This window comes from Streptomyces sp. NPDC032126 (assembly GCF_055580085.1).
This window is the reverse complement of record NZ_JBVIMA010000004.1, coordinates 664616-689124: the sequence shown is the minus strand read 5'-3', so window position 1 is coordinate 689124 and position 24509 is coordinate 664616. Positions and strand designations below refer to the sequence as shown.

At 71.3% G+C, this 24509-nt stretch carries 15 protein-coding genes; 3 read left to right on the top strand and 12 right to left on the bottom strand.

Features of this window, described 5'->3' with window-relative positions; translation table 11 throughout:
* Positions 1-52 precede the first annotated feature (52 nt).
* From ACZ5NW_RS19445 to ACZ5NW_RS19435, 3 genes are all read right to left on the bottom strand, one after another.
* Entirely contained in the window at positions 53-1345 is a 1293-nt protein-coding gene (locus tag ACZ5NW_RS19445) for a M50 family metallopeptidase (protein ID WP_468745111.1), read from the bottom strand.
* A gap of 8 nt (positions 1346-1353) precedes the next feature.
* On the bottom strand, positions 1354-2787 hold the full coding sequence (dxr, locus tag ACZ5NW_RS19440; RefSeq protein ID WP_468745052.1) for a 1-deoxy-D-xylulose-5-phosphate reductoisomerase: 1434 nt from the start codon (positions 2785-2787) through the stop codon (positions 1354-1356).
* A gap of 118 nt (positions 2788-2905) precedes the next feature.
* Positions 2906-4846 carry an acyl-CoA dehydrogenase family protein gene (locus ACZ5NW_RS19435; RefSeq protein WP_468745051.1) on the bottom strand — a complete coding sequence of 647 codons (1941 nt, stop codon included), beginning with the start codon at positions 4844-4846 and terminating at the stop codon, positions 2906-2908.
* 356 nt (positions 4847-5202) lie between these two features.
* Here ACZ5NW_RS19435 and ACZ5NW_RS19430 point away from each other — a divergent pair, with 356 nt between their 5' ends.
* Positions 5203-6219 carry a LacI family DNA-binding transcriptional regulator gene (locus tag ACZ5NW_RS19430; protein WP_468745050.1) on the top strand — a complete coding sequence of 339 codons (1017 nt, stop codon included), beginning with the start codon at positions 5203-5205 and terminating at the stop codon, positions 6217-6219.
* Between the two features lie 52 nt (positions 6220-6271).
* Positions 6272-8329: a glycoside hydrolase family 31 protein gene (locus ACZ5NW_RS19425; protein ID WP_468745049.1), complete on the top strand. Its 2058-nt coding sequence runs from the start codon at positions 6272-6274 to the stop codon at positions 8327-8329.
* 45 nt (positions 8330-8374) lie between these two features.
* On the opposite strand, the gene ACZ5NW_RS19420 is transcribed toward ACZ5NW_RS19425, so the two are convergent.
* From ACZ5NW_RS19420 to ACZ5NW_RS19395, 6 genes are all read right to left on the bottom strand, one after another.
* Positions 8375-9088, bottom strand: coding sequence for a glycoside hydrolase family 12 protein (locus tag ACZ5NW_RS19420; protein ID WP_468745048.1), 714 nt, complete (start codon positions 9086-9088; stop codon positions 8375-8377).
* Between the two features lie 37 nt (positions 9089-9125).
* Positions 9126-11330 (bottom strand): glycosyl hydrolase family 95 catalytic domain-containing protein, encoded by a 2205-nt coding sequence (locus ACZ5NW_RS19415; RefSeq protein WP_468745047.1) that lies wholly within the window; start codon positions 11328-11330, stop codon positions 9126-9128.
* Positions 11327-13318, bottom strand: coding sequence for a beta-galactosidase (locus ACZ5NW_RS19410; RefSeq protein ID WP_468745046.1), 1992 nt, complete (start codon positions 13316-13318; stop codon positions 11327-11329). The genes ACZ5NW_RS19415 and ACZ5NW_RS19410 overlap by 4 nt, the downstream gene beginning before the upstream one ends.
* Before the next feature lie 243 nt (positions 13319-13561).
* A complete protein-coding gene (locus ACZ5NW_RS19405) occupies positions 13562-14497 on the bottom strand; it encodes a carbohydrate ABC transporter permease (protein ID WP_468745045.1) in 936 nt (311 codons plus the stop codon).
* The gene (locus ACZ5NW_RS19400; protein WP_468745044.1) at positions 14494-15528 is read right to left on the bottom strand and encodes an ABC transporter permease; all 1035 of its coding nucleotides are present in this window, start codon (positions 15526-15528) and stop codon (positions 14494-14496) included. Before ACZ5NW_RS19400 ends, ACZ5NW_RS19405 begins: the two co-directional genes overlap by 4 nt.
* 27 nt (positions 15529-15555) lie before the next feature.
* Positions 15556-17250 carry an extracellular solute-binding protein gene (locus ACZ5NW_RS19395; protein ID WP_468745043.1) on the bottom strand — a complete coding sequence of 565 codons (1695 nt, stop codon included), beginning with the start codon at positions 17248-17250 and terminating at the stop codon, positions 15556-15558.
* A gap of 323 nt (positions 17251-17573) precedes the next feature.
* Here ACZ5NW_RS19395 and ACZ5NW_RS19390 point away from each other — a divergent pair, with 323 nt between their 5' ends.
* Positions 17574-20405, top strand: a complete 2832-nt coding sequence (locus ACZ5NW_RS19390) for a glycoside hydrolase family 3 C-terminal domain-containing protein (RefSeq protein ID WP_468745042.1) — start codon at positions 17574-17576, stop codon at positions 20403-20405.
* A gap of 134 nt (positions 20406-20539) precedes the next feature.
* Here the strand turns inward: ACZ5NW_RS19390 and ACZ5NW_RS19385 are convergent, their stop codons facing one another.
* From ACZ5NW_RS19385 to gabT, 3 genes are all read right to left on the bottom strand, one after another.
* On the bottom strand, positions 20540-21985 hold the full coding sequence (locus ACZ5NW_RS19385; RefSeq protein WP_468745041.1) for an aldehyde dehydrogenase family protein: 1446 nt from the start codon (positions 21983-21985) through the stop codon (positions 20540-20542).
* Positions 21986-22002: 17 nt separating this feature from the next.
* The gene (locus tag ACZ5NW_RS19380) at positions 22003-22689 is read right to left on the bottom strand and encodes a phosphatase PAP2 family protein (RefSeq protein ID WP_468745040.1); all 687 of its coding nucleotides are present in this window, start codon (positions 22687-22689) and stop codon (positions 22003-22005) included.
* 426 nt (positions 22690-23115) lie between these two features.
* Positions 23116-24450, bottom strand: a complete 1335-nt coding sequence (gabT, locus tag ACZ5NW_RS19375; protein ID WP_468745039.1) for a 4-aminobutyrate--2-oxoglutarate transaminase — start codon at positions 24448-24450, stop codon at positions 23116-23118.
* Positions 24451-24509: the final 59 nt, after the last annotated feature.

The window sequence follows — 24509 nt, the reverse complement described above, 5'->3', positions numbered from 1 at the left end:
ACGGACGACGGCCGGGCCCCAGGGGCGCCCGGCCGTCGTGAACAGTGGATGGCTAGGAGATTCTCACCGGGTTGACCACGTCCGCGATCAGGACGAGCACGGTGAAGCAGATGAAGATCCCGGCCACCACGTACGCCACCGGCATCAGCTTCGCCACGTCGAACGGGCCCGGGTCCGGGCGGCGCAGCACCCGCGCCAGGTTGCGGCGCAGCGACTCCCACAGGGCGCCCGCGATGTGCCCGCCGTCGAGCGGGAGCAGCGGGAGCATGTTGAACAGGAACAGGGAGAGGTTGAAGCCGGCCAGCAGCATCACGAACATGGCGAGCTGCTGGGAGGCGGGGATGTCGAGGGTGGCGATGTCGCCGCTGACGCGGGCGGCGCCGACGATGCCCATCGGGGAGTCCGGTTGGCGCGGTCCGTCGCCGAAGGCGGCGTCCCACAGGGCGGGGATCTTCGAGGGCAGGGCGGCGAGGGAGTCGATCGCGTCGCCGACCCGGTCGGTCATCCAGGTCACGGACTGGCCGAAGTCCTGCTGGACGACGCCGGTGGCGGCGCTGAAGCCGAGGAAGCCGGCCTTGACGTACTTGCCCTGGACGTAGGCCCCGCTGGAGTCCTTCTTCGCGACCAGGTTGGTGGCGATGGTGGCGTGCAGGGTCATTTCCGTGCCGTCCCGGTCGACGACGATCGGCACGTTCTTGCCGGCGCTGTCGCGGATCAGGTCGGAGAGCTTGTTCCAGTCGTCGGTCCGGACGCCGGCGAAGGCGACGATCCTGTCGCCGGCCTTCATGCCCGCGGCGGCGGCCGGGGAGGGCGGGTCGGACTTCTTGCAGTCGTCGCGGTTCTCGCTCTGGGAGATCACACAGGGGGAGACGGACTCGACGCTGGTGGTCTGCTGCTGGATGCCGAAGCCCATCAGCACGGTGAGGAACAGGCCGAAGGCGAGGATCAGGTTCATGAACGGGCCGGCGAACATGACGATGACCCGTTTCCACGGCTTGCGCGTGTAGAACAGGCGGGTCTCGTCACCCGGCTGGAGCTCCTCGAAGGCGGCCGAGCGGGCGTCCTCGATCATGCCGCGCCAGGGCGAGGTGGAGCGGGCCACGATCCGGCCGTCGTCGCCGGGCGGGAACATGCCGATCATGCGGATGTAGCCGCCGAAGGGGATGGCCTTGACGCCGTACTCGGTCTCGCCCTTCTTGCGTGACCAGATGGTGGGTCCGAAGCCGACCATGTACTGGGGGACGCGGATGCCGAAGAGCTTGGCCGTGGACAGGTGCCCCAGCTCGTGCCAGGCGATCGACGCCAGCAGGCCGAGCGCGAAGACCACTATGCCGAGGAAGAACATCAAGGTCGTCATGCACGGGCCTCCGCCGTCTGTGCCGCCAGTTCCCGGGCCCGGCCACGGGCCCAGGTCTCCGCTTCGAGGACGTCCGACACGGTGAGCGGGGTTCCCGTGACCGGGGTGCCGTGCTCCTCGACCACCCGGGTCACCGTCTCCATGATCCCGTTGAAGGGCAGCGCGCCGCGGCGGAAGGCCTCGACGCACTCCTCGTTGGCCGCATTGAACACCGCGGGCGCGGTGCCTGCGAGCTCGCCCACGCGGCGGGCGAGGTTCACGGAGGGGAAGGCCTCGTTGTCCAGGGGGAAGAACTCCCAGGTGGAGGCCGTGCTCCAGTCGAAGGCGGGCGCGGCGTCGGGGATGCGCTCGGGCCAGCCGAGACCGATGGCGATCGGCCCGCGCATGTCGGGCGGGGTCGCCTGGGCCAGTGTCGATCCGTCGGTGAACTCAATCATCGAGTGGACATACGACTGCGGGTGCACGACCACCTCAATGCGGTCGAAGGGAATGTCGTAGAGCAGGTGTGCCTCGATGACCTCCAGGCCCTTGTTGACGAGGGTCGCGGAGTTGATCGTGATCACCGGGCCCATGGCCCAGGTGGGGTGCGCGAGGGCGTCCTCGACGGTCACGTCCGCCAGCTGTTCCTTCGTACGGCCGCGGAAGGGGCCGCCGGAGGCGGTGACGACGAGCTTGCGGACGTCGGCGCGGGTGCCGGCGGCGAGGGCCTGGAAGAGGGCGGCGTGCTCGGAGTCGACGGGGATGATCTGGCCGGGCTTGGCGAGCGCCTTCACCAGCGGGCCGCCCACGATGAGCGACTCCTTGTTGGCGAGCGCGAGGGTGCGGCCCGCCTCCAGGGCGGCGAGGGTGGGGGCGAGGCCGATGGAACCGGTGATGCCGTTGAGCACGGTGTGGCAGTCGGAGGCGGCGAGCTGGGCGGCCGCGTCGGGACCGGCGAGGATCTCCGGCAGCGGCTCCCCCGGGCCGTACGCGGCGGCGAGGGCCTCGCGCAGCGCCGGTACGGCGTCCTCGCGGGCGACCGCGACGGTCCGCGCCCGGAGCTGGTGCGCCTGCTCGGCGAGGAGGGCGACGCGGCCGCCGTTGGCGGACAGGGCGGTGACCCGGAAGCGGTCGGGGTTGCGCAGCACGAGATCGATGGCCTGGGTGCCGATCGACCCGGTGGAGCCGAGGATCACCACGTCCTTCGGACCGTCACCCGCGACGGGGTCGTAGACGAGATGCGGGTCGGCGAGGGGGCGGGGCGGAAGCCCCGTCGTCCGCCCGGAGGGCGGGCCCAGCGGCGTCAGGTGCGTGCTCTCGGCGTGCCGGGCGTCGCCCCACGTACTGGATGTACTTGGGGTGGCGCCCGGTGCGGCGAGAGTGCGTGCATGGCGTCGGGGGGCAGACGGGGCTTCCGCTCCGTGCCCTCGGGGGGCTGGACTGTCGCTCATCCCCCCATTGTGGCCGCACGTCCCGGGCGGACGGACAGGGTGTCCCCCTCACGGGTGGGGGACACCCCGCCGGGACAGTGTCACCGGATCGGGCGGGGGACACCCCGCCGGGACGGTGTCACCGGATCGGGCGGTGCAGGTTCTCCTTCTCGCTGGGGCCGGGGGTGGCGTCGGCGATCCAGGCGCCCTCGCCGGAGAGGTCGACGATGCCGTCCTCCAGCCATGTGTACGTGCCCGCCATGACGCCCTTGACGACCTTGCCGTCGAGGGTGTCGGTGTTGGTCCACAGGCGGGCGAAGAGTTCCTCGACGCGCAGCCGGGACTGGTGGCAGAAGGCGTCGGCCAGCTGGTACGCCTCGCGGCCGTGGTCGCCGCGCGAGCGGAGCAGTTCGGCGCGGACGCAGACGGCGCTCATCGCGAAGAGTTCGGCGCCGATGTCGACGATCCGGCCGAGGAAGCCCTGCTTGGTCTCCATCCGGCCCTGCCAGCGGGACATCGCGTAGAAGGTGGAGCGGGCGAGCTTGCGGGCGTGCCGTTCGACGTAGCGAAGGTGCGGGGCGAGGTCGACGCCGTGCTTGAACTCGCTGTACGAGGAGGGGAGTTGACCGGGCCCGGCGACCAGCTTCGGCAGCCACTTGGCGTAGAAGACGCCCGCGTTCGCGCCCGCCTTCGCCTTCTGCTGGAGGGACTTCTCCGGGTCGATCAGGTCGCCCGCCACCGACAGGTGGGCGTCCACGGCCTCACGGGCGATCAGCAGGTGCATGATCTCCGTGGAGCCCTCGAAGATGCGGTTGATGCGCAGGTCGCGCAGGACCTGTTCGGCCGGGATGGCGCGTTCCCCGCGCGCCCGCAGCGACTCGGCGGTCTCGAAGCCGCGGCCGCCGCGGATCTGGACGAGTTCGTCGGCCATCAGCCAGGCCATCTCGGAGGCGTACAGCTTGGCGAGCGCGCCCTCGATGCGGATGTCGTTGCGGTCCTCGTCGGCCATCTGGGAGGCGAGGTCGGTCACCGCCTCCAGGGCGAAGGTGGTGGCCGCGATGAAGGAGATCTTGGCTCCGACGGCCTCGTGCCGTGCGATCGGCTTGCCCCACTGCTCACGGGCCGCCGACCACTCGCGGGCGATCTTCAGGCACCACTTGCCGGCGGCCACACAGGACGCCGGGAGCGAGAGCCGACCGGTGTTCAGCGTGGTGAGGGCGATCTTCAGGCCGGCGCCCTCGGGGCCGACGCGGTTGGCGGCGGGGACGCGGACCTGGTGGAAGCGGGTGACGCCGTTCTCGATGCCCCTGAGGCCCATGAAGGCGTTGCGGTTCTCGACGGTGACGCCGGGCGAGTTGGTCTCCACGACGAAGGCGGTGATGCCGCCCTTGTGGCCCTCGGACCGGGGGACGCGGGCCATGACGACGAGGAGGTCGGCGACGACGCCGTTGGTGGTCCAGAGCTTCACCCCGTCGAGGACGTAGTCGTCGCCGTCGGGGACCGCGGTGGTGGCCAGGCGGGCGGGGTCGGAGCCGACGTCGGGCTCGGTGAGCAGGAAGGCGCTGATGTCGGTGCGGGCGCAGCGCGGCAGGAAGCGCTCCTTCTGCTCGGGGGTGCCGAACAGTTTCAGCGGCTGCGGTACGCCGATCGACTGATGCGCGGAGAGCAGCACGCCGATCGCGGGGCTGGCCGAGCCGACGAGGGCGAGGGCCTTGTTGTAGTACACCTGGGTGAGGCCGAGCCCGCCGTACTTGGGGTCGATCTTCATGCCGAGGGCGCCGAGTTCCTTGAGCCCGTCGATCACCTCGTCCGGGATGCGGGCGTCCCGCTCGATGACGGCCGGGTCGATCTTCGTCTCGCAGAAGTCGCGCAGTTTGGCGAGGAACTCCTCGCCGCGCTGCACATGCTCGTCGGCGGGGAGGGGGTGGGGGTGGATGAGGTCCAGCCGGAAGCGGCCGAGGAACAGTTCCTTGGCGAAGCTGGGCTTGCGCCATTCCTGTTCCCGGGCCGCCTCGGCGACCTGCCGGGCCTCACGTTCGGTGACGGCAGGGCGCGTCGGAGGGGTACTGGGGGCGGACATGAGTCTCACCTCACCGCGAAGAGGGATCAAGGGTTACCGACCGGTGCTACTGGATCGTTGGTACCCGAATCCGGGCGGACCCACCACCCCTCGCGCATCCGTTCAGCCGATCCGCGCCGGGAGGGGCCGGGTGTCCGGCGGTGTTGCGCGGGGCTCCTTCCGAGGGGACCGTTCGGGTGAGGGCCGGGTGAGGGCCCGGCCTCGGGGGAAGGGCCTCGGGGAAGAAAGCTGTCGAAGCGCTTCGACAACCTATGGACACCGACCCGTGCCGAGGCTACTGTCGAACCACCCCCACACCTCGCCCCCGTTCGTACGGCGCTCTGTCGAAGCGCTTCACAAAGCTTGGAGAGCTCTGGATGGTCACCCTCGCCGAGGTCGCCCAGCACGCCGGAGTCTCGGCGAGCACGGTGAGCTATGTCCTCAGCGGCAAGCGGTCCATCTCCGCCACCACCCGGCAGCGGGTCGAGCAGAGTATCCGGGAGCTGGGATACCACCCGAACGCCGGCGCCCGCGCGCTGGCCAGCAGCAGGTCGAACATCATCGCGCTGATGATCCCGCTGCGCACCGACATGTACGTACCGGTGATGATGGAGATCGCCATCGCGGTCGCCACGACGGCCCGGACACACGGGTACGACGTGCTGCTGCTGACCGGCGAGGAGGGGCCCGACGCCGTGCGCCGGGTCACCGGCAGCGGACTCGCCGACGCCATGATCCTGATGGACGTCGAACTCGACGACGAACGGCTGCCGTTGCTGCGGCGGACGGACCAGCCCTCGGTGCTGATCGGTCTGCCCGCCGACACCTCCGGGCTGACCTGCGTCGACCTGGACTGGAGCGCGACCGGCGCGCTGTGCGTGGAGCATCTGGCGACCCTCGGCCACCGCGACATCGCCGTCATCGGCGAGGCCCCCGCGGTCTACGAGCGGCACACCGGATTCGCCGAGCGCACCCTCGACGGACTGCGGGCGCGGGCCCGGGAGCTGGGGCTGCGGCTGCTGCACCGGCCCTGCGAGGGCGGGTACGACGCGATGGCCCTGACACTCGCCCGCGTCCTCGACGAACGCCCGGGCACCACGGGCTTCGTCGTGCAGAACGAGGCGGCGGTGGAGCCGCTGCTCGCCCTGCTGCGCCAGCAGGGCCGGGCGGTGCCCGAGGACATGTCGGTGGTCGCGATCTGCCCCGACCAGGTCGCCGTCCAGGCGTCGGTGCGGCTGACCTCGGTCGCCATCCCGGCCCAGGAGATGGGCCGGCACGCCGTGGAGCGGCTGATGGCCAAGCTCGACGGGCGCGGATCCGACGAGGTCGTCCTCATCTCCCCCGAACTGACGGTCCGCACGAGCTCGGGCCCGGCGCCCTCGGGCCCCTCCTGACCCGCTTTTCCCCCGCCCTTCGGGCACCTCATGTCTTTCGGGAGCACCCTTCGTGAATCAGCCTGCCGAAAACCGGACCGGTCATGGCGCGGTCAGCCTCGCGCAGTCCTCCCCGACCGTCGGCACGTTCCGCGAGCGCGACGGCGCGCTGGAGTGGAGCGGCCGCCAGGAGATCCTCCGTATCGAGCCATGGGGGCCGGACGCGGTCCGGGTGCGGGCGCGGCTCGGCGGCCCGGTCCTGGACACCACTCCGGGCGCGCTGCTCGACGGCGCCCCCGCGACGCCGTCCACGGTCAAGATCGAGGACGGGCGGGGGCGGCTGACCGTCGGCGGGATCACCGCCGAGGTGGACGCCGAGGGCCTGATCCGCTTCCTGGACACCGCGACCGGCGAGGAACTGCTCGCCGAGCAGCGCGCCCACTTCTGGTGGCCGGGCTCGCGCCTCTACACGGCCGTCGGCAACGGCCACCACCGCCTGGAGCAGCGCTTCGCCGCCTACGACGACGAGAAGCTGTACGGCCTGGGCCAGCACCAGCACGGGCGGCTGGACCAGAAGGGCCTGGTCCTGGACCTGGTGCAGCGCAACGCCGAGGTCACGATCCCGGTGCTCACCTCCAGCCGCGGCTACACCCTGCTGTGGAACAACCCGGCGATCGGGCGGGTGGAGCTGGCGCACAACGGCACCCGCTGGGTGGCCGACTCCGCCCGGCAGATCGACTACTGGATCACCGCGGGCGCCCCCGCCGAGGCACAGCGCCGCTACAGCGCGGTGACGGGCCGCTCCCCCATGCTGCCGGAGTGGGCGGCGGGCTTCTGGCAGTGCAAGCTGCGCTACCGCACCCAGGACGAACTCCTCGCCGTGGCCCGGGAGTACAAGCGCCGGGGCCTGCCCATCGACGCGATCGTCTGCGACTTCTTCCACTGGACGCATCTGGGCGAGTGGAAGTTCGACCCGAAGGAGTGGCCCGACCCGGCGGCGCTCGTGCGCGAGCTGGAGGAGCTCGGGATCAAACTCGTCGTCTCCGTCTGGCCGTCGGTGTCCCCGCTGTCGGAGAACCACCCGGTGATGGAGCAGCGCGGCTACTTCATCGGCACCCAGTACGGCCCGATGGCGCACGCCGACTGGCCCGACAAGGAGGTCGCCTCGACGGTCCAGGTGGCCTTCTACGACGCGACGAACCCGGAAGCCCGTGCCTTCGTGTGGGAGCGCGTGCGCGACAACTACCTGACGCCGTACGGCATCACCGCCTTCTGGCTGGACGCCTGCGAGCCGGAGCTGAAGCCGGGCTTCCAGGAGAACCTGCGCTACTGGGCGGGGCCGGGCCTGGAGGTCGGCAACCTGTACCCGGCCGAGAACGCCCGCACCTTCTACGAGGGCCTGCGCGCCTGCGGTCTCGCCGACGACGAGATCGTCACGCTCAACCGCTCGGCGTGGGCGGGCAGTCAGCGCTACGGCGCCGCCCTGTGGTCGGGTGACATCGGCACCGACTTCGCGACCCTGCGCCGCCAGATCGCGGCCGGGCTGAACACGGCGCTGTCGGGGATCCCGTGGTGGAACACGGACATCGGCGGCTTCCACGGCGGCGATCCGGACGACGAGGCGTACCGGGAGGTCATGGTGCGCTGGTTCCAGTTCGGCGCGCTGTCGCCGCTGATGCGTCTGCACGGCTTCCGCGACCCGGGCATGCCGCTGGGCCCGGACATGACGGGCGGCCCCAACGAGGTGTGGTCGTACGGCGAGCGGGCCGGCGCCGTCCTGGAGAAGTACCTGCGGCTGCGCGAGCGCCTGAAGCCGTATGTCCTCCAGGTCATGCGGGAGGCGCACGAGGAGGGCCTGCCGGTGATGCGGCCGCTGTTCCTGGAGTTCCCGGACGACCCCGCGGCCTGGTCGGTCGACGACGCGTATCTGTTCGGCGGGGACCTGATGGTCGCCCCGGTGCTCACGGCCGGCGCCACGACCCGTACGGCGTATCTCCCGGCGGGCGCGTGCTGGACGGACGCGTGGACCGGCGCGGTGTACGAGGGCGGCGCGGCCGTGACCGTGGACGCCCCGCTGGACCGCCTCCCGCTGTTCCTGCGGGACGGGGCGAGGCTGCCGATCGCCGAGTGAGCGAGGCGGGCCGGCCCCCGGCGGGGCGGGGACCGGCCCGGTGGCTCAACTGCTGCTGACGGTGAGGTTGTTGGCCTGGAAGTTCAGGCCGCCCGAGGACGAGGTGATCTCGAAGCCGAACTGGACGTCACCGATGGTCTCGTTGCCGAACCAGCCCTTGGTGTCCTTGATCCACTTCAGGATCGGCAGGATGTCGACGGTGCCGGACGACGAGTTCGAGGTGCGCACGAAGGAGAAGACCTGGTTCGCCCCGTTGGTGCCCTTGTAGACGGTCCAGGTGTGGCCGCCCAGCGTCACAGTGCCCTGCGAGGTGCCGAGGGGGCCGACCGGTCCGGTCTTGTTGACCCAGAGCATGATCTCGTAGTCGTAGTCGGTGTCCCAGATGTCGTACGAGGTGTTGTACGCGCCGGAGGACGGGACCGTGACGTTGTAGTTGCTGGTGAGCGAGCCGAGCGAGGTGATCGACCTGTTGACCACCTTCTTGGCGTCCGGGTAGGACTTGATGCCGCCGGTGTTGGGGTGGTTGGCCCAGACGCCCCAGCTGGTGCCGGAGTTGGCCCAGATGCACTGGCTGCCGGCGCCGGAGCCCCAGATGTTGTTGTAGAGGGTGTAGCCGTTCAGCGAGGTGGAGCCCCACTGGTCGCAGGAGCTCCAGACGGCGGCGGAGGCGGGCGCCGAGGCGAGACCGACGGTGGCGCCGAGGGCCAGGGCGGGGGCGAGCAGGGCCTTCATCACCCTGCCGAGCGTTCGAGGTGCCATGGTGTCCCTTCCATGGGTGGGGGGATGGTGCGGGGAGTCACCACGTCCCCAGCGTGAGGACGTGGTCTTCTCCGGCGACGAGGTCGAGCGGCTGTGCGCCGGAGGAAGTCCGGAGTTCGACCCGGTGGGTGCGGTGGGGGCGCAGGACGGCCCGGGCGCCGTCCGGGTCCCAGGCCAGGTCGAGTTCGGCGCCGAAGCGGGTGCGGACGCCGGTGAGCCGGCCCGCGGCGAGTGCGGCGGGCGGTGCGGGCAGCAGGACGAGCCGGTCGGGCGTGGACTGCACGAGTGCCTCGATCAGCACGGCGGGCAGGGTGTGGGCGGCGTCCGCGTTGTAGACGTCGCGGTGGGGGTAGTGGGCGCTCATCAGGGACGCGTGGAAGAAGTCGCCCTCCAGGACGCGGGCGAGGGCCTGGCCGACGCGCCGGCCGTCGCGCAGCCGCGCCGCGATCAGGGCGTGGTGGAGATGGCCGTGCGCGGAGTCGTTCTCGGCACCGCGCAGGCAGAGGGCGCGGTGGGCGGCCGCGGCCAGGCCGGGGGTGTCGTAGGGGTTGATCTCGTCGAGCGGCCACACGCCGTAGAGGTGGCTGAGGTGGCGGTGGTCGTAGGAGTCGTCGAGGCCGGGCCAGGCCCATTCGGCGAGCGCGCCGTCGGCGTTGATCCGGTGCGGGGGCAGCCGATCGGCGAGGGCGCGCCATCGGTCGGCCTCCGGGGTGCCGGGGTGGTAGTCGGCGGCGGTGCGCAGGGCGTGCCGGGCGGCCGAGAGGTCCATGGCCGCGTTGAGCGCTCCCCAGCTGCCGTTCGCGGGCCGGTTCTCGGGCGAGTAGGAGGGGACGATCACGAGCCGGCCGTCGGGGTCGGTGCGGGTGAGGAAGTCCTCGTAGAAGCGGGCGACCTCGGCGAGCGTTGCGGCGGTCCGCGGGTCGCGGGTGCCCTGGGTCTCGTCGTGGTCGACGAGGGGCTTGAGCAGCCAGTCGGCGCCCGCGGTCCACAGGTGGAGGGGGTATGCGCGGCTGAAGTGGTACGCGTGTCCGGACTCGCCGTCGCTGTGGGCGGGGGCGACGGCGCCCCGGGTGCCGAAGACCGCGCGGGCGTTGTCCCGCCAGTCGGCGAGCTGACGCTCTATCAGGGTGGCGTGGGCGGCGGTGACTTCGGGGAGGGCGGCGGCCGCGGCGGAGGCGGTCTGGAGGTTGAGGTTGGCGTCGTGGGTGAACGCCCCCGACCAGGCCGTGTCCCAGTCGCCGGTCCACAGGCCGGTGAGGCGGGGCGGGAAGAGGCCGCCGGCGGACAGCAGGTGGTAGCGGCCGGCGGCGAAGAGGCGTTCCAGGAGGGCCGGGCTGCCCGGGTGCTTCAGCAGCTCCGAGCCGGGCAGGGCGCGTTCCTCGGCGTCGGCGCGCAGGTCGAGGGTGACGCGCTCGTAGGCCGTGCGATGCAGCACCAGGTGGCGGTCGAGGAGGTCGTCGAAGGAGCCGGAGGCGAGCAGGGCGCGCAGGGCCCGTCCCTCCGCCGTGACGTCGAGTTCGCCGGTGTGGCGGCGGACCCGGGTGAGCAGGAGGACCGCCTCGGCGTTCTCGATCCGCACGCCCTGAGCGCCCAGTCGGGTGGTGCCGCCGGTGACGGCGACCAGGGTGACGCCGGTGTAGGCGAGGTCGCTGTCCGGGTAGCGGGCGCGCAGGGTGAGCCGGGCGCCCTCGGGGGTGAGGACGGCTCCGTGGCCGACGCCCAGCGCGGGGGGAGCGCCGGGGAGGCGGTGGTCGAGGCAGAGGTCGAGGGCGGGGCCGGGAGCGGTGACGTGCTGGACGATCACGTCGTCGGCGCGGGAGACGAAGACCCGGCTGCGCCAGTCCCCGCAGGTCGCCTCGGTGACTCCGGTGGTGAAGTCGACGGAGCGCCGGTAGGCCGCCCGTCCGCCGTCGGGGGGCCGTACGAGCTCGGTCCGGAAGGCGGGGTGGAAGGGCTGCACCCACTGCAGGGGGCGGCCGTCGGTGAAGCGCTCGGCGGCGGTCAGATCGCCGGCCAGCAGCCGGTCCTGGAGCGCGGGGAGTTCGGCGGCGAGCCGGGGCGCCCGGGCGTGCTCGGCGCCGTTGGGGCGCACGAGGGTGTGATGGGTGACGACGACACGGTCGGTGTTCGGGTCACCGGTCACCACAGCGCCATGGTGGCCGTTGCCGCTCAGGAAACCGTCCTCCCAGCGGGCGGCCGGCTCGGGCTCCCAGGTGCCGTGGACGGGCGCGGTGCTCCTCATGGCCGCAGCACCGCCACGCCGTGGCGGCCCAGGGTGAGCCGGTCCGTGACGGTGTCCCCGGTCAGCAGGTCGCGGTGGATGCCCGGGACGTCGACCGTGACCGGCTCGCGCCCGTGGTGGAGCAGGAACAGCAGCTCGCCGCGGCGCACGGCCTCGACACCGGCGGGCAGGCCGTCGAGGACCGGGCGGACCCCGGCGTCGGCGGCGATCCGGGAGAGCAGGGCCCGCAGGGCGGCGGGCTCGGGGAGGGTGGAGACGTACCAGGCGCGGCCCCGGCGCAGCACGGCGGGCAGGCCGTCGAGGTCCCCGCCCCGGTACGGGATCGTCTCGTCCACGCCGTCCGGGTCGGCCTCGATCTCCTCGGCCCACAGGGTGCCGTCGAAGCCGTCGCACGCGGCGGCCTCCCCCTCCTCCAGCGGCCACCACTCGTGCAGGGTGCGGATGCCGAACAGCTCACGCAGCCGCCCGTCCATGCCGCCGGGGCGGATCCGGCCGTCGTGGTCGGCGACGCCGGTGAAGAACCCGCAGACGAGCGTGCCGCCCTCGCGCACATACGCGACGAGGTGGTCGATCGCCGCGTCGGTGAGGGCGTACAGCTGCGGGACGACGACCAGCCGGTAGCCGGTGAGGTCGTGCCCGGGGTGGGCGAAGTCGGTGGTGTACCCGCCCTCCCACAGGGCGCGGTGCCAGGCGTGGAGGAGGTCGGGGAGGGCGACCCGCGCGGAGGGGCGGGCCTCCTGGTCGCCCGCCCACCAGGAGTGCCAGTCGAGGAGGACGGCGATGTCTGCCTTGACATGACGTTCCGTCACCTCTGGTGCGACGGCGGCGAGTTCGGCGCCGATCCGCTTGACCTCCTGGAAGGTACGGCCCCGCTCCCCCGCGTGGGAGAGCATGCCGGAGTGGAACCTCTCCGCGCCCTGGCGGGACTGGCGCCACTGGAAGTAGCAGACGGCGTCGGCGCCGCGCGCCACGGCCTGGAAGGACCACAGGCGGTTGAGGCCGGGCGGCTTGGGGTGGTTGACCCCGCGCCAGTTCACCGGTCCCGCGGCCTGTTCCATGAGCATCCAGGGACCGCGTGCCTGGGAGCGGGTCAGGTCCTGTACGAGGGCGCCGTGATGGGCGCCGTCGGGGCCGAGCGGCTCGCGCGGGTCGGGATAGATGTCGACGGAGACGGCGTCCTCCTCCTCGGCCCAGCGCCAGCCGTCCTGGCCGCTCCACAGCGACATGAAGTTGGTGGTGACCGGGAGGTGCGGGGAGTGCCGGCGGACGATGTCGCGCTCGGCGGTGAAGCACTCCAGGAGCATGTCGGAGGTGAAGCGGCGGAAGTCCAGCACCTGCGCGGGGTTCTTCAGGTAGTGGGGGGTGCGCGGGGGCAGCACGCCGTCCCAGCTGTCGTAGCCCTGGCTCCAGAAGGCGGTGCCCCAGGCCGTGTTGAGGGCGTCGAGGGTGCCGTAGCGCTCGCGCAGCCAGCGGCGGAAGGCGGCGGCCGCCTCGTCGCCGTGGTCGGCGGTGCAGTACTCGTTGTTGATGTGCCACATCGTGAGGGCCGGGTGGGTGCCGTAGCGGGCGGCCAGGTCCTCGGTGATGGCGGCGGCGTAGCGGCGGTAGGTGGCGCTGGAGTGCGAGAAGTGCTGGCGGCCGCCCCACCACTCGGTGCGGCCGTCCTCCGTGACGGGCAGGGTGTCCGGGTGCAGCCGGCCCATCCAGGGCGGGGGCGAGGCGGTGGGGGTGGCGAGGACGACGCCGATCCCGTTCCCGTGCAGCAGGTCCATCAGCCGGTCCAGCCAGCCGAAGTCCCGCTCCCCGGGCCGGGGTTCGAGCTTCGCCCAGGAGAAGACGCCGAGGGTGACGGAGTTGACCCCGGCGTCCCGCATCAGCCGGACGTCCTCGTACCAGGTCTCCTCGGGCCACTGCTCGGGGTTGTAGTCGCCCCCGAAGAGGATGCGGCCGCGGGTGGCGTCGGCGAGGGCGGTGCGGCGGGAGAGCATGGGGGGTACCTCGGATTCGTGAGTGAGCGATGCCGTCGAGGCGCGGGTGCGCTGCTGCGGGCCGGGGGCGGTTGCGCAGCCCGGCGCCCCGGGGTACCGCTGCGCCCACCCGTGCCGCCCCAGCGGCACGATTCCCCGCACCTCAACGGGGTTGAAAGGGGCGCGGGGAACTGCGCGACCAGCCACGACGAAACCCGCAGCCGCCAACCGATCCACGCACCCCCACCGCCGAGGCGCAGCGGCTCACCCCTTAACCGCGCCGGTCAACATCCCCTTCTTGAAATGCCGCTGCACGAACGGCGACAACACCGCCACCGGCAGCAACGCCATCACCATGACCGCCATCTGAATGGCCAGCCCCGACAGCTGCCCGGTCCTGATCGCCTGGCTCAGACCCACCGGCGCCTCCTGCCGCTGCACCAGCTGGATCATGACGTTCTGGAGCGGCATCATGTCCTGCTGGTTCAGATACAGCGACGCGTTGAACCAGGCGCTCCAGTACCCCACGGCGTAGAACAGCGTGATCACCGCGAGGACCGCCCGCGACAGCGGCATGACGATCCGCAGCAGGATCCTGAAATCCCCCGCACCGTCGATGCGCGCGCTGTCGATGAGTTCCTGCGAGATCCCCATGAAGAAGCCGCGCAGCACCAGGATGTTGAAGACGCTGATCGCGCTCGGGAGGACCAGCGCGAGATAGCTGTCGGTCAGGCCGAGGGACTGCACCAGCAGATACGTGGGAATGAGGCCGGCGCTGAAGAACATGGTCGCCAGCAGCGTCATCAGGATCCAGCGGTGGCCGAGGGTCCCGCTGCGGGACAGGCCGTAGGCGGCCAGGACGGACACCGTCATCGAGAACAGCGTGCCGAACAGGGTGACGAAGAGGCTGACCAGGGTGGCGCGGGTGACCTGGCCGCCGCTGAGCAGTTCCTGGTAGGCGATGAAGGTGATGCCCTTGGGCACCAGCACCAGGCCGCCGGCCTCGTTGATGGTCTTGCGGGAGGAGAGGCTGGTGACGACCACGATCCACAGCGGGAAGAGGACCGCCAGGCAGGCGAACGACAGGGCGATGCCCTTGGCCGCGAGGCCGGCCTTGGAGGGCTCCTCCTCCCAGGTGGGCCGGGGCGGGGCGGCCCAACGGCGCGATGTGGCGGCCGGTTTGTCGATGACGGCGGTCATTTCTGGTACACCCCCTGCTCGCCCATGAGATGGGCCACCTTGTTCGCGGCGAGGACCAGGCCGATGCTGACCACGCCCTTGATCAGACCCGCGGCGGCCGCGTAGCCGAAGTCCTGGTTGCGGACGCCGTTCCACCACACGAAGGTGTCGAGGACTTCTCCGGCGCCCGGTCCGACGCCGTCGCGTTGCAGCAGGATCTGCTCGAAGCCGACGGTCAGGGCGTCGCCGACGCGCAGCACCAGCAGCAGGGCGATCACCGGCCGCAGGGCGGGCAGGGTGATGTGCCACATGCGGCGCCAGCGTCCGGCGCCGTCCATCGCGGCGGCCTCGTACAGGTCCGGGCTGACCGAGGCGAGCGCGGCGAGGAAGACGATGATCCCCCACCCGGCGTCCTTCCACACGCTCTGCGCGGTGAGCAGGAAGGGGAAGGTGTCCGGGTTGGTCATGATGTTCAGGCCGTCGTGACCGTGCTGCCGCAGCAGCTGGGAGAGCATGCCCGCGCCGCCGAACATCTGCTGGAAGACGGCGATGACCAGCACCCAGGAGAAGAAGTGCGGCAGGTACAGGACGGCCTGCGCGACGGCCCGCACCCGGGGCCTGACCACGCTGTTGATGAGCAGCGCGAGCAGGATCGGGATCGGGAAGAACAGCAGGAGCTGCACGAAGAACAGCACCAGGGTGTTCTCGACGGCGTTCCAGAAGGCGGAGTCCTCGAACATCCGCTGGAAGTTCTCCATGCCCACGAAGGGGCTGTGCAGGATGGAGACGATGCCGTTGTCGCTGATGTAGGGGTCGTAGTCCTGGAAGGCGACGACGTTGCCGAGGATGGGCAGGTAGTTGAAGATCAGGAGGAGCACGACGGCCGGCAGCGTCATGAGGATCAGGACGCGGTCGCGCCGGAACCTGTGCCGCAGGCTCAGTCCGCCCGTGACTCGTTTCTCCCGGGGGCGGGCGGCGTCGCCGGACGCCCCCGCGGTCTTCACCGGTGTGCCGGCCTCGGCGCTGCTCCGAGGCACCGTGCTGTGGGACACGGTTGTTCTCCTTGCCTCAGAGTGGGGTCAGCCCGCCGCGGAACCGTTGTCGTCGAGCAGCTTCTTGTACCAGTCGCGCAGCTTGTCGCCGCCCTTGCTCTTCCAGTCGGATATGGCCTGCTGCATGTCGCTGATCTTCTTGTGCCCGCGGATGATGTCGTCCTCGAGCTGCTCGAAGTTCGTGGCGAGGTTGGTGTAGCGGGAGGGCTCGGTGATCTGGAGGCCCCAGAACGAGGACTTCTTGGTGAAGGCGCCCATCCGCTGCTGCCACTCGACCATGGCCCGGGTGTAGTCCGGGAGGTCGGGGTGGGCGATGGTCGCGGCGGGGCTCGCGACCATGACGTAGGCGTTGACGACTTCGTTGTTGCCCTTGTCGTTCTTGACCGGCACGCCGTCCTTGAGCGTGTAGTGGACGCCCTCGACGCCGTACTGGGTCATCATCCACTCCTTGGTGCCGTACGGCGCCGCGGTGACGTTGGCGACCGCCAGCGCGTCGCGGATGACGGACTCGGAGGCCTTCTTGTTGACGAAGGAGAAGATGTTGGCCGGGTTCGTGGCGTACAGCGTCGGGTGCCCGCCGTCGTGGCCCCAGATGTCCATGCCCCAGATCTTGACGTCGGGGTCCTGGGTCGAGAACGAGGACTGCCGCCCCCACCAGTTGGAGATGTCGTCGGGGTAGACCAGGAACTCACCGGCGGCGAACATGGGGGCCGTGTCGCCGATCTGGCCCTTGCCCAGGTAGAAGTTGGGGTGGACGACCTTGGCGGCGAACAGCTTCCGCGTCCACTCGATGGCTTCCAGGTACTGCGGGGTCTCGATGCGGTTGATCAGCTTGCCGTCGACGAGGTTCCACCACAGCGGCTTCTCACCGCCCCCGAGCACCCCGAAGTTCGCGAACGCGGTCCACTTCATGTCGCCGCAGGCCCACCGCTTGGCCCGGGCGTTGGTGGCGTCCTTGCACCAGGCCATGAACTCGTCGGAGGACCGCGGGACTTCGTAGCCCTCCTTCTCGAAGATGTCCTGGCGGTAGATCGGCACGATGTTGCCGACGTATCCGGCGGGCATCGGCAGGCCCATCAACTTGCCGCCGAAGATGGAGCGTTGCCAGGCGTCGCTGGGGATCGCCGCGAGGTTGGGGTACTCCTTGATCTTGTCCCCGGACAGGTAGGGGCCGAGATCGGCGAACTTGCTGATGATGGCGTTCGGTATCTTGCCCATCATGTTCCAACTGGGCACGACCACCATGTCCGGGACGTCGCTGGAGGCGAGGACCGCGCCGAGTTTCTGGTCGTAGGTGTTGCCGTCCTGGTTGCGCCACTGGACGTCGACGCCGATCAGGTCGTTCATCGCCGTGTAGTAGGGGTTGTTGTCCTTGGGCGGCGAGCCCCAGAACGGCGACATGATGGTGACCTTGCCGCCCTTGCCGAGCTTCTTGGGGACCGAGGTCTTGAGGCCGGCGATGTCGAGCTTGGACGTGAAGCCCATCGCCGAGCCGTTCTTGGACGGGATGTCCGGCTGCACCACGTTGCTGGCCACGTACGCCGGGAGGATCTTCGTGGCGTTCTTGCCCGACGTGGTCCCCTCGCGTGACCCGCCGCCCGAACCACCGCAGGCGGACAGCAGTGGCATCCCTCCCGCCACCGCTGCGGTGGCGACCGCGGTGGAGGCGAGAAAGCTTCTCCGGCTCGGTCCGGAGGAGTTGGAGGCGGCGTTCAGCGTCATCGCGTCAACCCTTCGTGGCGCACCTGGACACCCGGCGGAGGCCGTCGGCTGCGGTGTCGAAAGTGGAACTCGGCTGAGCTGAAGCGTTCCTTCGACGAATGAACGAGATTCGAGTCGAAGCGCTTCGATGTTGCTGTGAGGTTAAGTGAACACCCAGGGGCGCACAAGGGTCGCTTCCAAGATTCCTCCGAGCCGTGCGTTGCCCTCTTTTCTTATGCACTGCTTGAAGTAAGGGTGTCGATCTCTTGACACTCACCCCCGAGTCGAATGAGCATCGAAGCGCTTCGAAAGAGCCCGACCGATCCACGCAAGGGGATCCAAACGTGACCGCACACACGCCGCAGACGCCGCCTTTTCGCGATCCGCACCTGCCCTTCGCGAAGCGCATCGACGACCTTCTGTCGCGGCTCACCCTCGATGAGAAGATCGGATTCCTGCACCAGTTCGTCCCCGCCGTCGAGCGGCTGGACATCCCCGCGTTCCGCACCGGCCAGGAGGCGCTGCACGGCGTGGCCTGGATGGGCCCGGCCACGGTCTTCCCGCAGGCGGTCGGTCTCGGCGCGACCTGGAACCCGGACCTCGTACGACGGGTCGGCGAGGCCGTCTCCAAGGAGATCCGCGCGATGCGCTCCCGTGACGACCGCGTGGGGCTCAACGTCTGGTCCCCGACCGTCAACCTCCTGCGCCACCCGCTCTGGGGCCGCAACGAGGAGGGCTACTCGGAGGACCCGAAGCTCACCTCGGCCATCGCCACCGCGTACACGGACGGCCTGCGGGGCGAGCACCCGACGTACTGGCGCACGGGGCCGGTCCTCAAGCACTGGCTGGCGCACAACAACGAGACGAACCGCGACACGACGTCCTCCTCCGTCCGCCCCCGCGTCCTGCACGAGTACGACCTGCGCGCCTTCCGCGAGACGGTCGAGGCGGGGGCGGTGGCCGGGGTCATGCCGGCGTACAACCTGGTCAACGGCCGCCCCAATCACGTCTCCCCGTATCTGCGCGAGCACCTGCGGAATTGGACCGACGAGGAGCTGATGGTCTGCTCGGACGCGGGGGCGCCCTCCAACCTGGTCGACTCCGAGCACTACTTCGACACCCACGAGGAGGCGACGGCGGCCGCGCTCGTCGCCGGCGTCGACAGCTTCACCGACCACGGCGAGGACGGCTCGAAGATCACCGCCCGGGTGCGCGGGGCCCTGGAGCAGGGCCTGCTCACCGAGTCGGACATCGACACGGCCGTACGCCGCCAGCTCTCGGTGCGTTTCCGCCTCGGCGAGTTCGACCCGCGCTACGACCCGCACGCCGGCACCGGGGAGTTCGACACCCCGGCCCACCGCGAGCTCGCCCGGGAGGCGGCCGAGCAGGCGGTCGTCCTGCTGCGCAACGACGGTGTGCTGCCGCTCGCCCCCGACGCCCGGATCGCGGTGGTCGGCCTGCTCGCCGACGAGAGCAAGCTCGACTGGTACAGCGGCACGCTCATCCATCGCTCGACACCGCTGGAGGGCCTGTACGAGCGGTTCGGCGCCGAGCGCGTGGAGTTCGCGGAGGGGGTGGACCGGGTCCGGCTGAAGACCTCCTCGGGAACGTATCTGCACGTCCCCGAGGCCGACGCCCCCGACGAGGTGCGCGGCGCCGAGGGCGCCCTGGACCCGGCGCTGCTCACCGGCCGCACCGATCTGCCCCCGCTGACCACGCACCCCGAGGGCACCGAGTTCGCGCTCGTCGACTGGGGCGAGGACGTCCTCACCCTGCGCGCCCCCGACGGCCGCTATCTCTCGGTCGCCGAGGACGGCTTCCTGCGCGCCTCCGCCGACCAGCCGGGCGGCTGGTTCGTGCAGGAGACGTTTCGCCTCGAACCCCACGCGAACGGTCACCTCCTCCGGCACAGGGGAACGGGTCGCCCCGTGTCAGTCGGCGCGGACGGCGTGAAGGTTGCCGCCGAGAACGAGGAACCTGCGGAGATCTTCGAAGTGGTCGTCGTCGAGCGCGGCGAGGACGCCGTCGCCCGGGCCGCCGCCGCGGCCGACGTGGTCCTGGTGATCGCGGGCAACGACCCGCACATCAACGGGCGCGAGACCGAGGATCGTACGACCCTGCGGCTGCCCGCCCACCAGGAGCGGCTGCTGGCGGCGGCCGGGGCGGCGAACCCGCACACGGTGCTGGTGCTGGTCTCCGCGTATCCGTACGCCTTCGAGCCGGGCCGGCTGTCGGCCGCCCTGTGGACCGCGCACGGCGGCCAGGCGGCGGGCGCCGCGCTCGCCCGGGTGCTGGCCGGTGACGTCTCCCCCGCGGGCCGGCTGCCGCAGACCTGGTACGCCGACGACGCCGACCTGCCCGATCTGCTCGACTACGACGTGATCGGCGCCCGCCAGACCTACCTCTACTTCGAGGGCACCCCGCTGTACCCCTTCGGGCACGGACTGTCCTACGCCTCCTTCACCTACGCCGACCTGGCCGTACGGACCGGACCGGACACGGCCACGGTGTCCTTCACCGTCACCAACTCCGGTGACGTGACGGCGGACGAGGTGGCCCAGCTCTACACCCGCGCGGTGGACCCCTCGGTCCCCCGTCCGCGCCGCGAGCTGCTCGCCCACCGGCGCCTGACGCTGGCCCCCGGGGAGCGGACCGAGGTGGCGTTCGAGGTGCCGCTGAGCGCCTTCGCGTTCTGGGACGTGGCCCGGGACGGGTGGCGCCTGGAGCCGGGGCCGTACGAACTGCTCGTGGGTGCCTCCAGCGAGGACGTGCGGCTGCGGACGACGGTCACGCTCGACGGCGAGCCGGCGGCCCCGCGCCCGGTGCGCGAACGGGGCCTGCCCGCCGCGGACTTCGACGAACAGAGCGGCGCGCGGATCGTCGACCGCACCAAGGTCTCGGGCGACGCGATCACGACGGCGGGCCCGGGCGGGGCCGATCTGGTCTACCGCGCGTGCGACTTCGGCGCCGGGATCTCGGGCGTCCGCGTGGAGGTGGCGGGCGAGGGCACGGTGGAGGTCCGCGTGGACGGCCGCTCGGTCACGCTCGCCGCGCGCACGGCCGGGCCCTACGACTACACCACCGTCGGGACGGCGCTGACCGCCGACGGCGTGCACGACGTGCACCTCGGACTGCGCGGCCCCCTGCGGCTCGCGCACGTCGGCTTCTCCGGTTGAGGGTCCGGACAGGCCGACGCTGTGAGGGGGCCCGGCATCGGAGGGCATGGTGGCCGGGCCCCCTCGATCAGGAACGACGACGGCCGGAGCCCCCGCACAGCGGGCTCCGGCCGTCGTCCGTCAGCGGCTGGGACTCAGAGCGCGAGACCCGTGAGGACCAGCACCCGCTCGTAGGTGTAGTCGTCCATCGCGTACTTCACGCCCTCGCGGCCCACACCGGACTGCTTGGCACCGCCGTACGGCATCTGGTCGGCGCGGTAGGACGGCACGTCGCCGATGACGACACCGCCGACCTCCAGCGCGCGGTGGGCGCGGAAGGCGGCCTGGACGTCGTGGGTGAACACGCCCGCCTGGAGGCCGTACTTGGAGTCGTTGACGGCGGCGAACGCCGCGGCCTCGCCGTCCACCTTCTGCACGGTGAGGACGGGTCCGAAGACCTCCTCGCAGGACAGCGTCACATCGGCCGGTACGTCGGTGAGGACCGTCGGCGCGTAGGAGGCGCCGTCGCGCTTGCCGCCGGCGAGCAGCCGGGCGCCCGCGGTCACGGCCTCGTCGACCCAGGACTCGACGCGCCGGGCGGCGTCCTCGCTGACCAGCGGGCCGACGTCGGTCGCGTCGTCGGACGGGTCACCGGTGACCTGGGCCTCGACGGCGGCCACGACACGCGGCAGCAGCCGGTCGTAGACGGACGCGTCGGCGATCACGCGCTGCACCGAGATGCAGGACTGGCCGCCCTGGTAGTTGGAGAAGGTCGCGATGCGGGTCGCCGCCCAGTCGAGGTCGGCGTCGCTCGCCCAGTCGCCGAGGACGACCGCGGCGGCGTTGCCGCCCAGCTCCAGGGTGAGGTGCTTACGCGGCACCGCGTCCATGATCGCGTAGCCGACCTTGTCGGAGCCGGTGAAGGAGATGACCGGCAGGCGCTCGTCCTGGACCAGGGCGGGCATGCGGTCGTTGGCGACCGGCAGGACGCTCCAGGAGCCGGCGGGCAGCTCGGTCTCGGCGAGCAGCTCGCCGAGGATCAGACCGGACAGCGGCGTGGCCGGGGCCGGCTTGAGGATGATCGGCGCGCCGACGGCGATGGCCGGGGCGACCTTGTGGGCGCACAGGTTCAGCGGGAAGTTGAACGGCGCGATGCCGAGCACGACGCCCTTAGGGAAGCGGCGGGTGAGGCCGAGCCGGCCCACGCCGCCGGCGTCGGTGTCGAGCCGCTGGGCCTCGCCGCCGTTGAACCGGCGGGCCTCCTCGGCGGCGAACCGGAAGACGGAGACCGCCCGGCCGACCTCGCCACGGGCCCACTTGACGGGCTTGCCGTTCTCGGCGGAGATCAGCCGCGCGATCTCCTCGGTGCGCTCGGCGAGCCGCTTGCTGACGTGGTCGAGCGCGGCGGCGCGGACGTGGGCCGGGGTGGCGGCGAACTCCTCGCGCACGGCGTACGCGGCGGCCACGGCCTCCTCGACCTGCGCGTCGGTGGGCACGCTCACCGTGCCGACGAGACGGCCGTCCCACGGGGAGGTGACGTCGAAGGTGTCCTCGCCGGTGACCTGGCGGCCGGCGAGCCAGAAGGCGTGGGTGGAAGTCATGTCCCGGCCCTTCCGCGTTAGGGGTGATGTTCCGGGTCAACGGTAGGTGCGCGAGGACCGCTCGGTGTTTGTCCGGGACGTAGCAGTGGGCGGCGGGGGTACTCCGCTTTGGACATCGCCCGGCGTAGGACCTCCCGGAGCGCCCCGAGCAGCGTCGCGCACAGACACCAGCCGGCCACCACGTCCAGCGGCCAGTGGTAGCCGCGCCGCACGAGCCCGTACGACACGCCGAGCACGAGGACAGCGGCGGTGACGACGGCCAGTCGACGGGCGAGCGCGCCGGCCAGCCAGGGCAGGAGGATCAGCGCGCCTGCCCCGTAGGCGATGCCGGCGGTGGTCGTGTGGCCGGACGGGAAGTAGCCGACGGCGGGCGGCACGGCCGGCGTCCCGGGCCGGTCGGTCCACTCCTTCACGGGGACGACGATCAGCGGCACCAGCGCCATGAGCGTCAGGGCGGCGACCGGTGGGAGCCACCAGCGCGCGAGCCCGGCGGTGCGGCCCCGCCAGGCGGCGTAACCGGCGACGAACACCAGGACGGGCAGGGCGACCTGGACGTTCCCGAGGTCGGAGAGCAGCTCGGAGGCCCGGTCGGGGTGGATGAGGGCCCGGCTGAGGCGCTCGTCGAGGCGCAGCAGGGGGCCGTCGACGGCGACCTGCCAGGTGAACAGCGCGAAGAGGAGGCCGGACAGGCCGAGCAGCAGCATGCCGACCAGCCTGTCAGGTGAGGGCGGGGCATGAGAAAGAGCCCGGACTGTGCCGGGCTCCATCAGGGTGCGTGTCAGGCGGAAGGAGGTCGGCCACCTCGGAACAGGGGGGGGTGGTTCCGAGGTGGCCGTCCGGATCGGAACGCCGGCCGCCCCGGGGGGTTTGGGGCGGGCGACCGTCCGATCGGTGAGGAGATTCCGGAGCCTTGCGGTTCCGGTGTGCGCGAGGGCACGACCAGGTCGAAGCTGGGGAGGCCTCGGCCTGTGTCGCCCGCAGTCACCTGTGGGCGGGTGTATCTCTCATCTGCGTCGAACCTACGGCAGGGCCCCGCCGGAAGACAGGGCCCATTCCGTCCCGCCATCCACCTCGCACACGTTCTTCACACGGTCGGCTGTCACCGCGTGCCAGGTGGGCGGGGTGGTCGCTCAGATGCGCGCGAAGGCCTGCTCGATGATGTCCAGACCCTCGTTCAGGAGGTCGTCGCCGATCACCAGCGGGGGCAGGAAGCGCAGCACATTGCCGTAGGTGCCACAGGTCAGGACCAGCAGGCCCTCCTGGTGGCAGGCCTTGGCGAGCGCGGCGGTGGCCTCCGGGGCGGGCTCCTTGGTCGCCCGGTCCTTGACCAGCTCGATGGCGATCATGGCGCCGCGCCCCCGCACGTCACCGATGACATCGAACTTCTCGGCCATGGCGCCGAGGCGGGCCTTCATGATCGCCTCGATGTTCTTCGCCCTGGCGTTGAGGTCGAGCTCCTTCATCGTCTCGATGGAGCCGAGCGCGCCGGCGCAGGCGACCGGGTTGCCGCCGTACGTGCCGCCCAGGCCACCGGCGTGCGCGGCGTCCATGATCTCGGCGCGGCCGGTGACGGCGGCGAGCGGCAGACCACCGGCGATGCCCTTGGCGGTGGTGATCAGGTCCGGGACGATGCCCTCGTCCTCGCACGCGAACCACTGACCGGTCCGGCAGAAGCCGCTCTGGATCTCGTCGGCGACGAAGACGATGCCGTTGTCGGCGGCGAACTGGCGGATGGCCGGCAGGAAGCCCTTCGCGGGCTCGATGAAGCCGCCCTCGCCCAGCACGGGCTCGATGATGATCGCGGCGACGTTGTCCGGGCCGACCTGCTTGGTGATCTGGTCGATGGCCTGCGCGGCGGCCTCGGGGCCGGCGTTCTCCGGGCCGGTGGGCCAGCGGTAGCCGTAGGCGACCGGCACGCGGTAGACCTCGGGCGCGAACGGGCCGAAGCCGTGCTTGTACGGCATGTTCTTCGCGGTGAGCGCCATCGTCAGGTTGGTGCGGCCGTGGTACCCGTGGTCGAACACGACCACGGCCTGCCGCTTGGTGTACGCACGCGCGATCTTGACGGCGTTCTCGACGGCCTCGGCGCCGGAGTTGAACAGGGCCGACTTCTTGGCGTGGTCGCCCGGGGTCAGCTCGGCCAGCGCCTCCGCGACCTCCACGTAGCCCTCGTACGGGGTGACCATGAAACAGGTGTGGGTGAAGTCCGCGAGCTGGGCGCTCGCGCGGCGTACGACGGCCTCGGCGGAGGCGCCGACGCTGGTCACCGCGATACCGGAACCGAAGTCGATGAGGCGGTTGCCGTCGACGTCCTCGATGATGCCGCCGCCCGCGCGCGCGGTGAACACCGGCAGCACCGAGCCCACGCCCTGCGCGACCGTGGCGACGCGGCGGGCCTGCAGCTCCTGGGACTTCGGACCGGGAATGGCGGTGACGACGCGGCGCTCCTGCGGAAGGGCGGTCATGAGGGGCTCCTGGGGGTGGTGCGGACTCTTGGTGTGACGGACACTTTCCTCTTTTCTCG

Excerpts from the sequence above, each read along its gene's own strand:
- ACZ5NW_RS19445 (WP_468745111.1), bottom strand. The coding sequence starts at position 1,345 with ATGTTCTTCCTCGGCATAGTGGTCTTCGCGCTCGGCCTGCTGGCGTCG.
- ACZ5NW_RS19430 (WP_468745050.1), top strand. The coding sequence starts at position 5,203 with ATGGTCACCCTCGCCGAGGTCGCCCAGCACGCCGGAGTCTCGGCGAGC.
- ACZ5NW_RS19395 (WP_468745043.1), bottom strand. The coding sequence starts at position 17,250 with ATGACGCTGAACGCCGCCTCCAACTCCTCCGGACCGAGCCGGAGAAGC.
- ACZ5NW_RS19405 (WP_468745045.1), bottom strand. The coding sequence starts at position 14,497 with ATGACCGCCGTCATCGACAAACCGGCCGCCACATCGCGCCGTTGGGCC.
- ACZ5NW_RS19380 (WP_468745040.1), bottom strand. The coding sequence starts at position 22,689 with ATGCTGCTGCTCGGCCTGTCCGGCCTCCTCTTCGCGCTGTTCACCTGG.
- ACZ5NW_RS19410 (WP_468745046.1), bottom strand. The coding sequence starts at position 13,318 with ATGCTCTCCCGCCGCACCGCCCTCGCCGACGCCACCCGCGGCCGCATC.
- ACZ5NW_RS19415 (WP_468745047.1), bottom strand. The coding sequence starts at position 11,330 with ATGAGGAGCACCGCGCCCGTCCACGGCACCTGGGAGCCCGAGCCGGCC.
- ACZ5NW_RS19435 (WP_468745051.1), bottom strand. The coding sequence starts at position 4,846 with ATGTCCGCCCCCAGTACCCCTCCGACGCGCCCTGCCGTCACCGAACGT.
- ACZ5NW_RS19385 (WP_468745041.1), bottom strand. The coding sequence starts at position 21,985 with ATGACTTCCACCCACGCCTTCTGGCTCGCCGGCCGCCAGGTCACCGGC.
- ACZ5NW_RS19420 (WP_468745048.1), bottom strand. The coding sequence starts at position 9,088 with ATGGCACCTCGAACGCTCGGCAGGGTGATGAAGGCCCTGCTCGCCCCC.
- gabT (WP_468745039.1), bottom strand. The coding sequence starts at position 24,450 with ATGACCGCCCTTCCGCAGGAGCGCCGCGTCGTCACCGCCATTCCCGGT.
- dxr (WP_468745052.1), bottom strand. The coding sequence starts at position 2,787 with ATGAGCGACAGTCCAGCCCCCCGAGGGCACGGAGCGGAAGCCCCGTCT.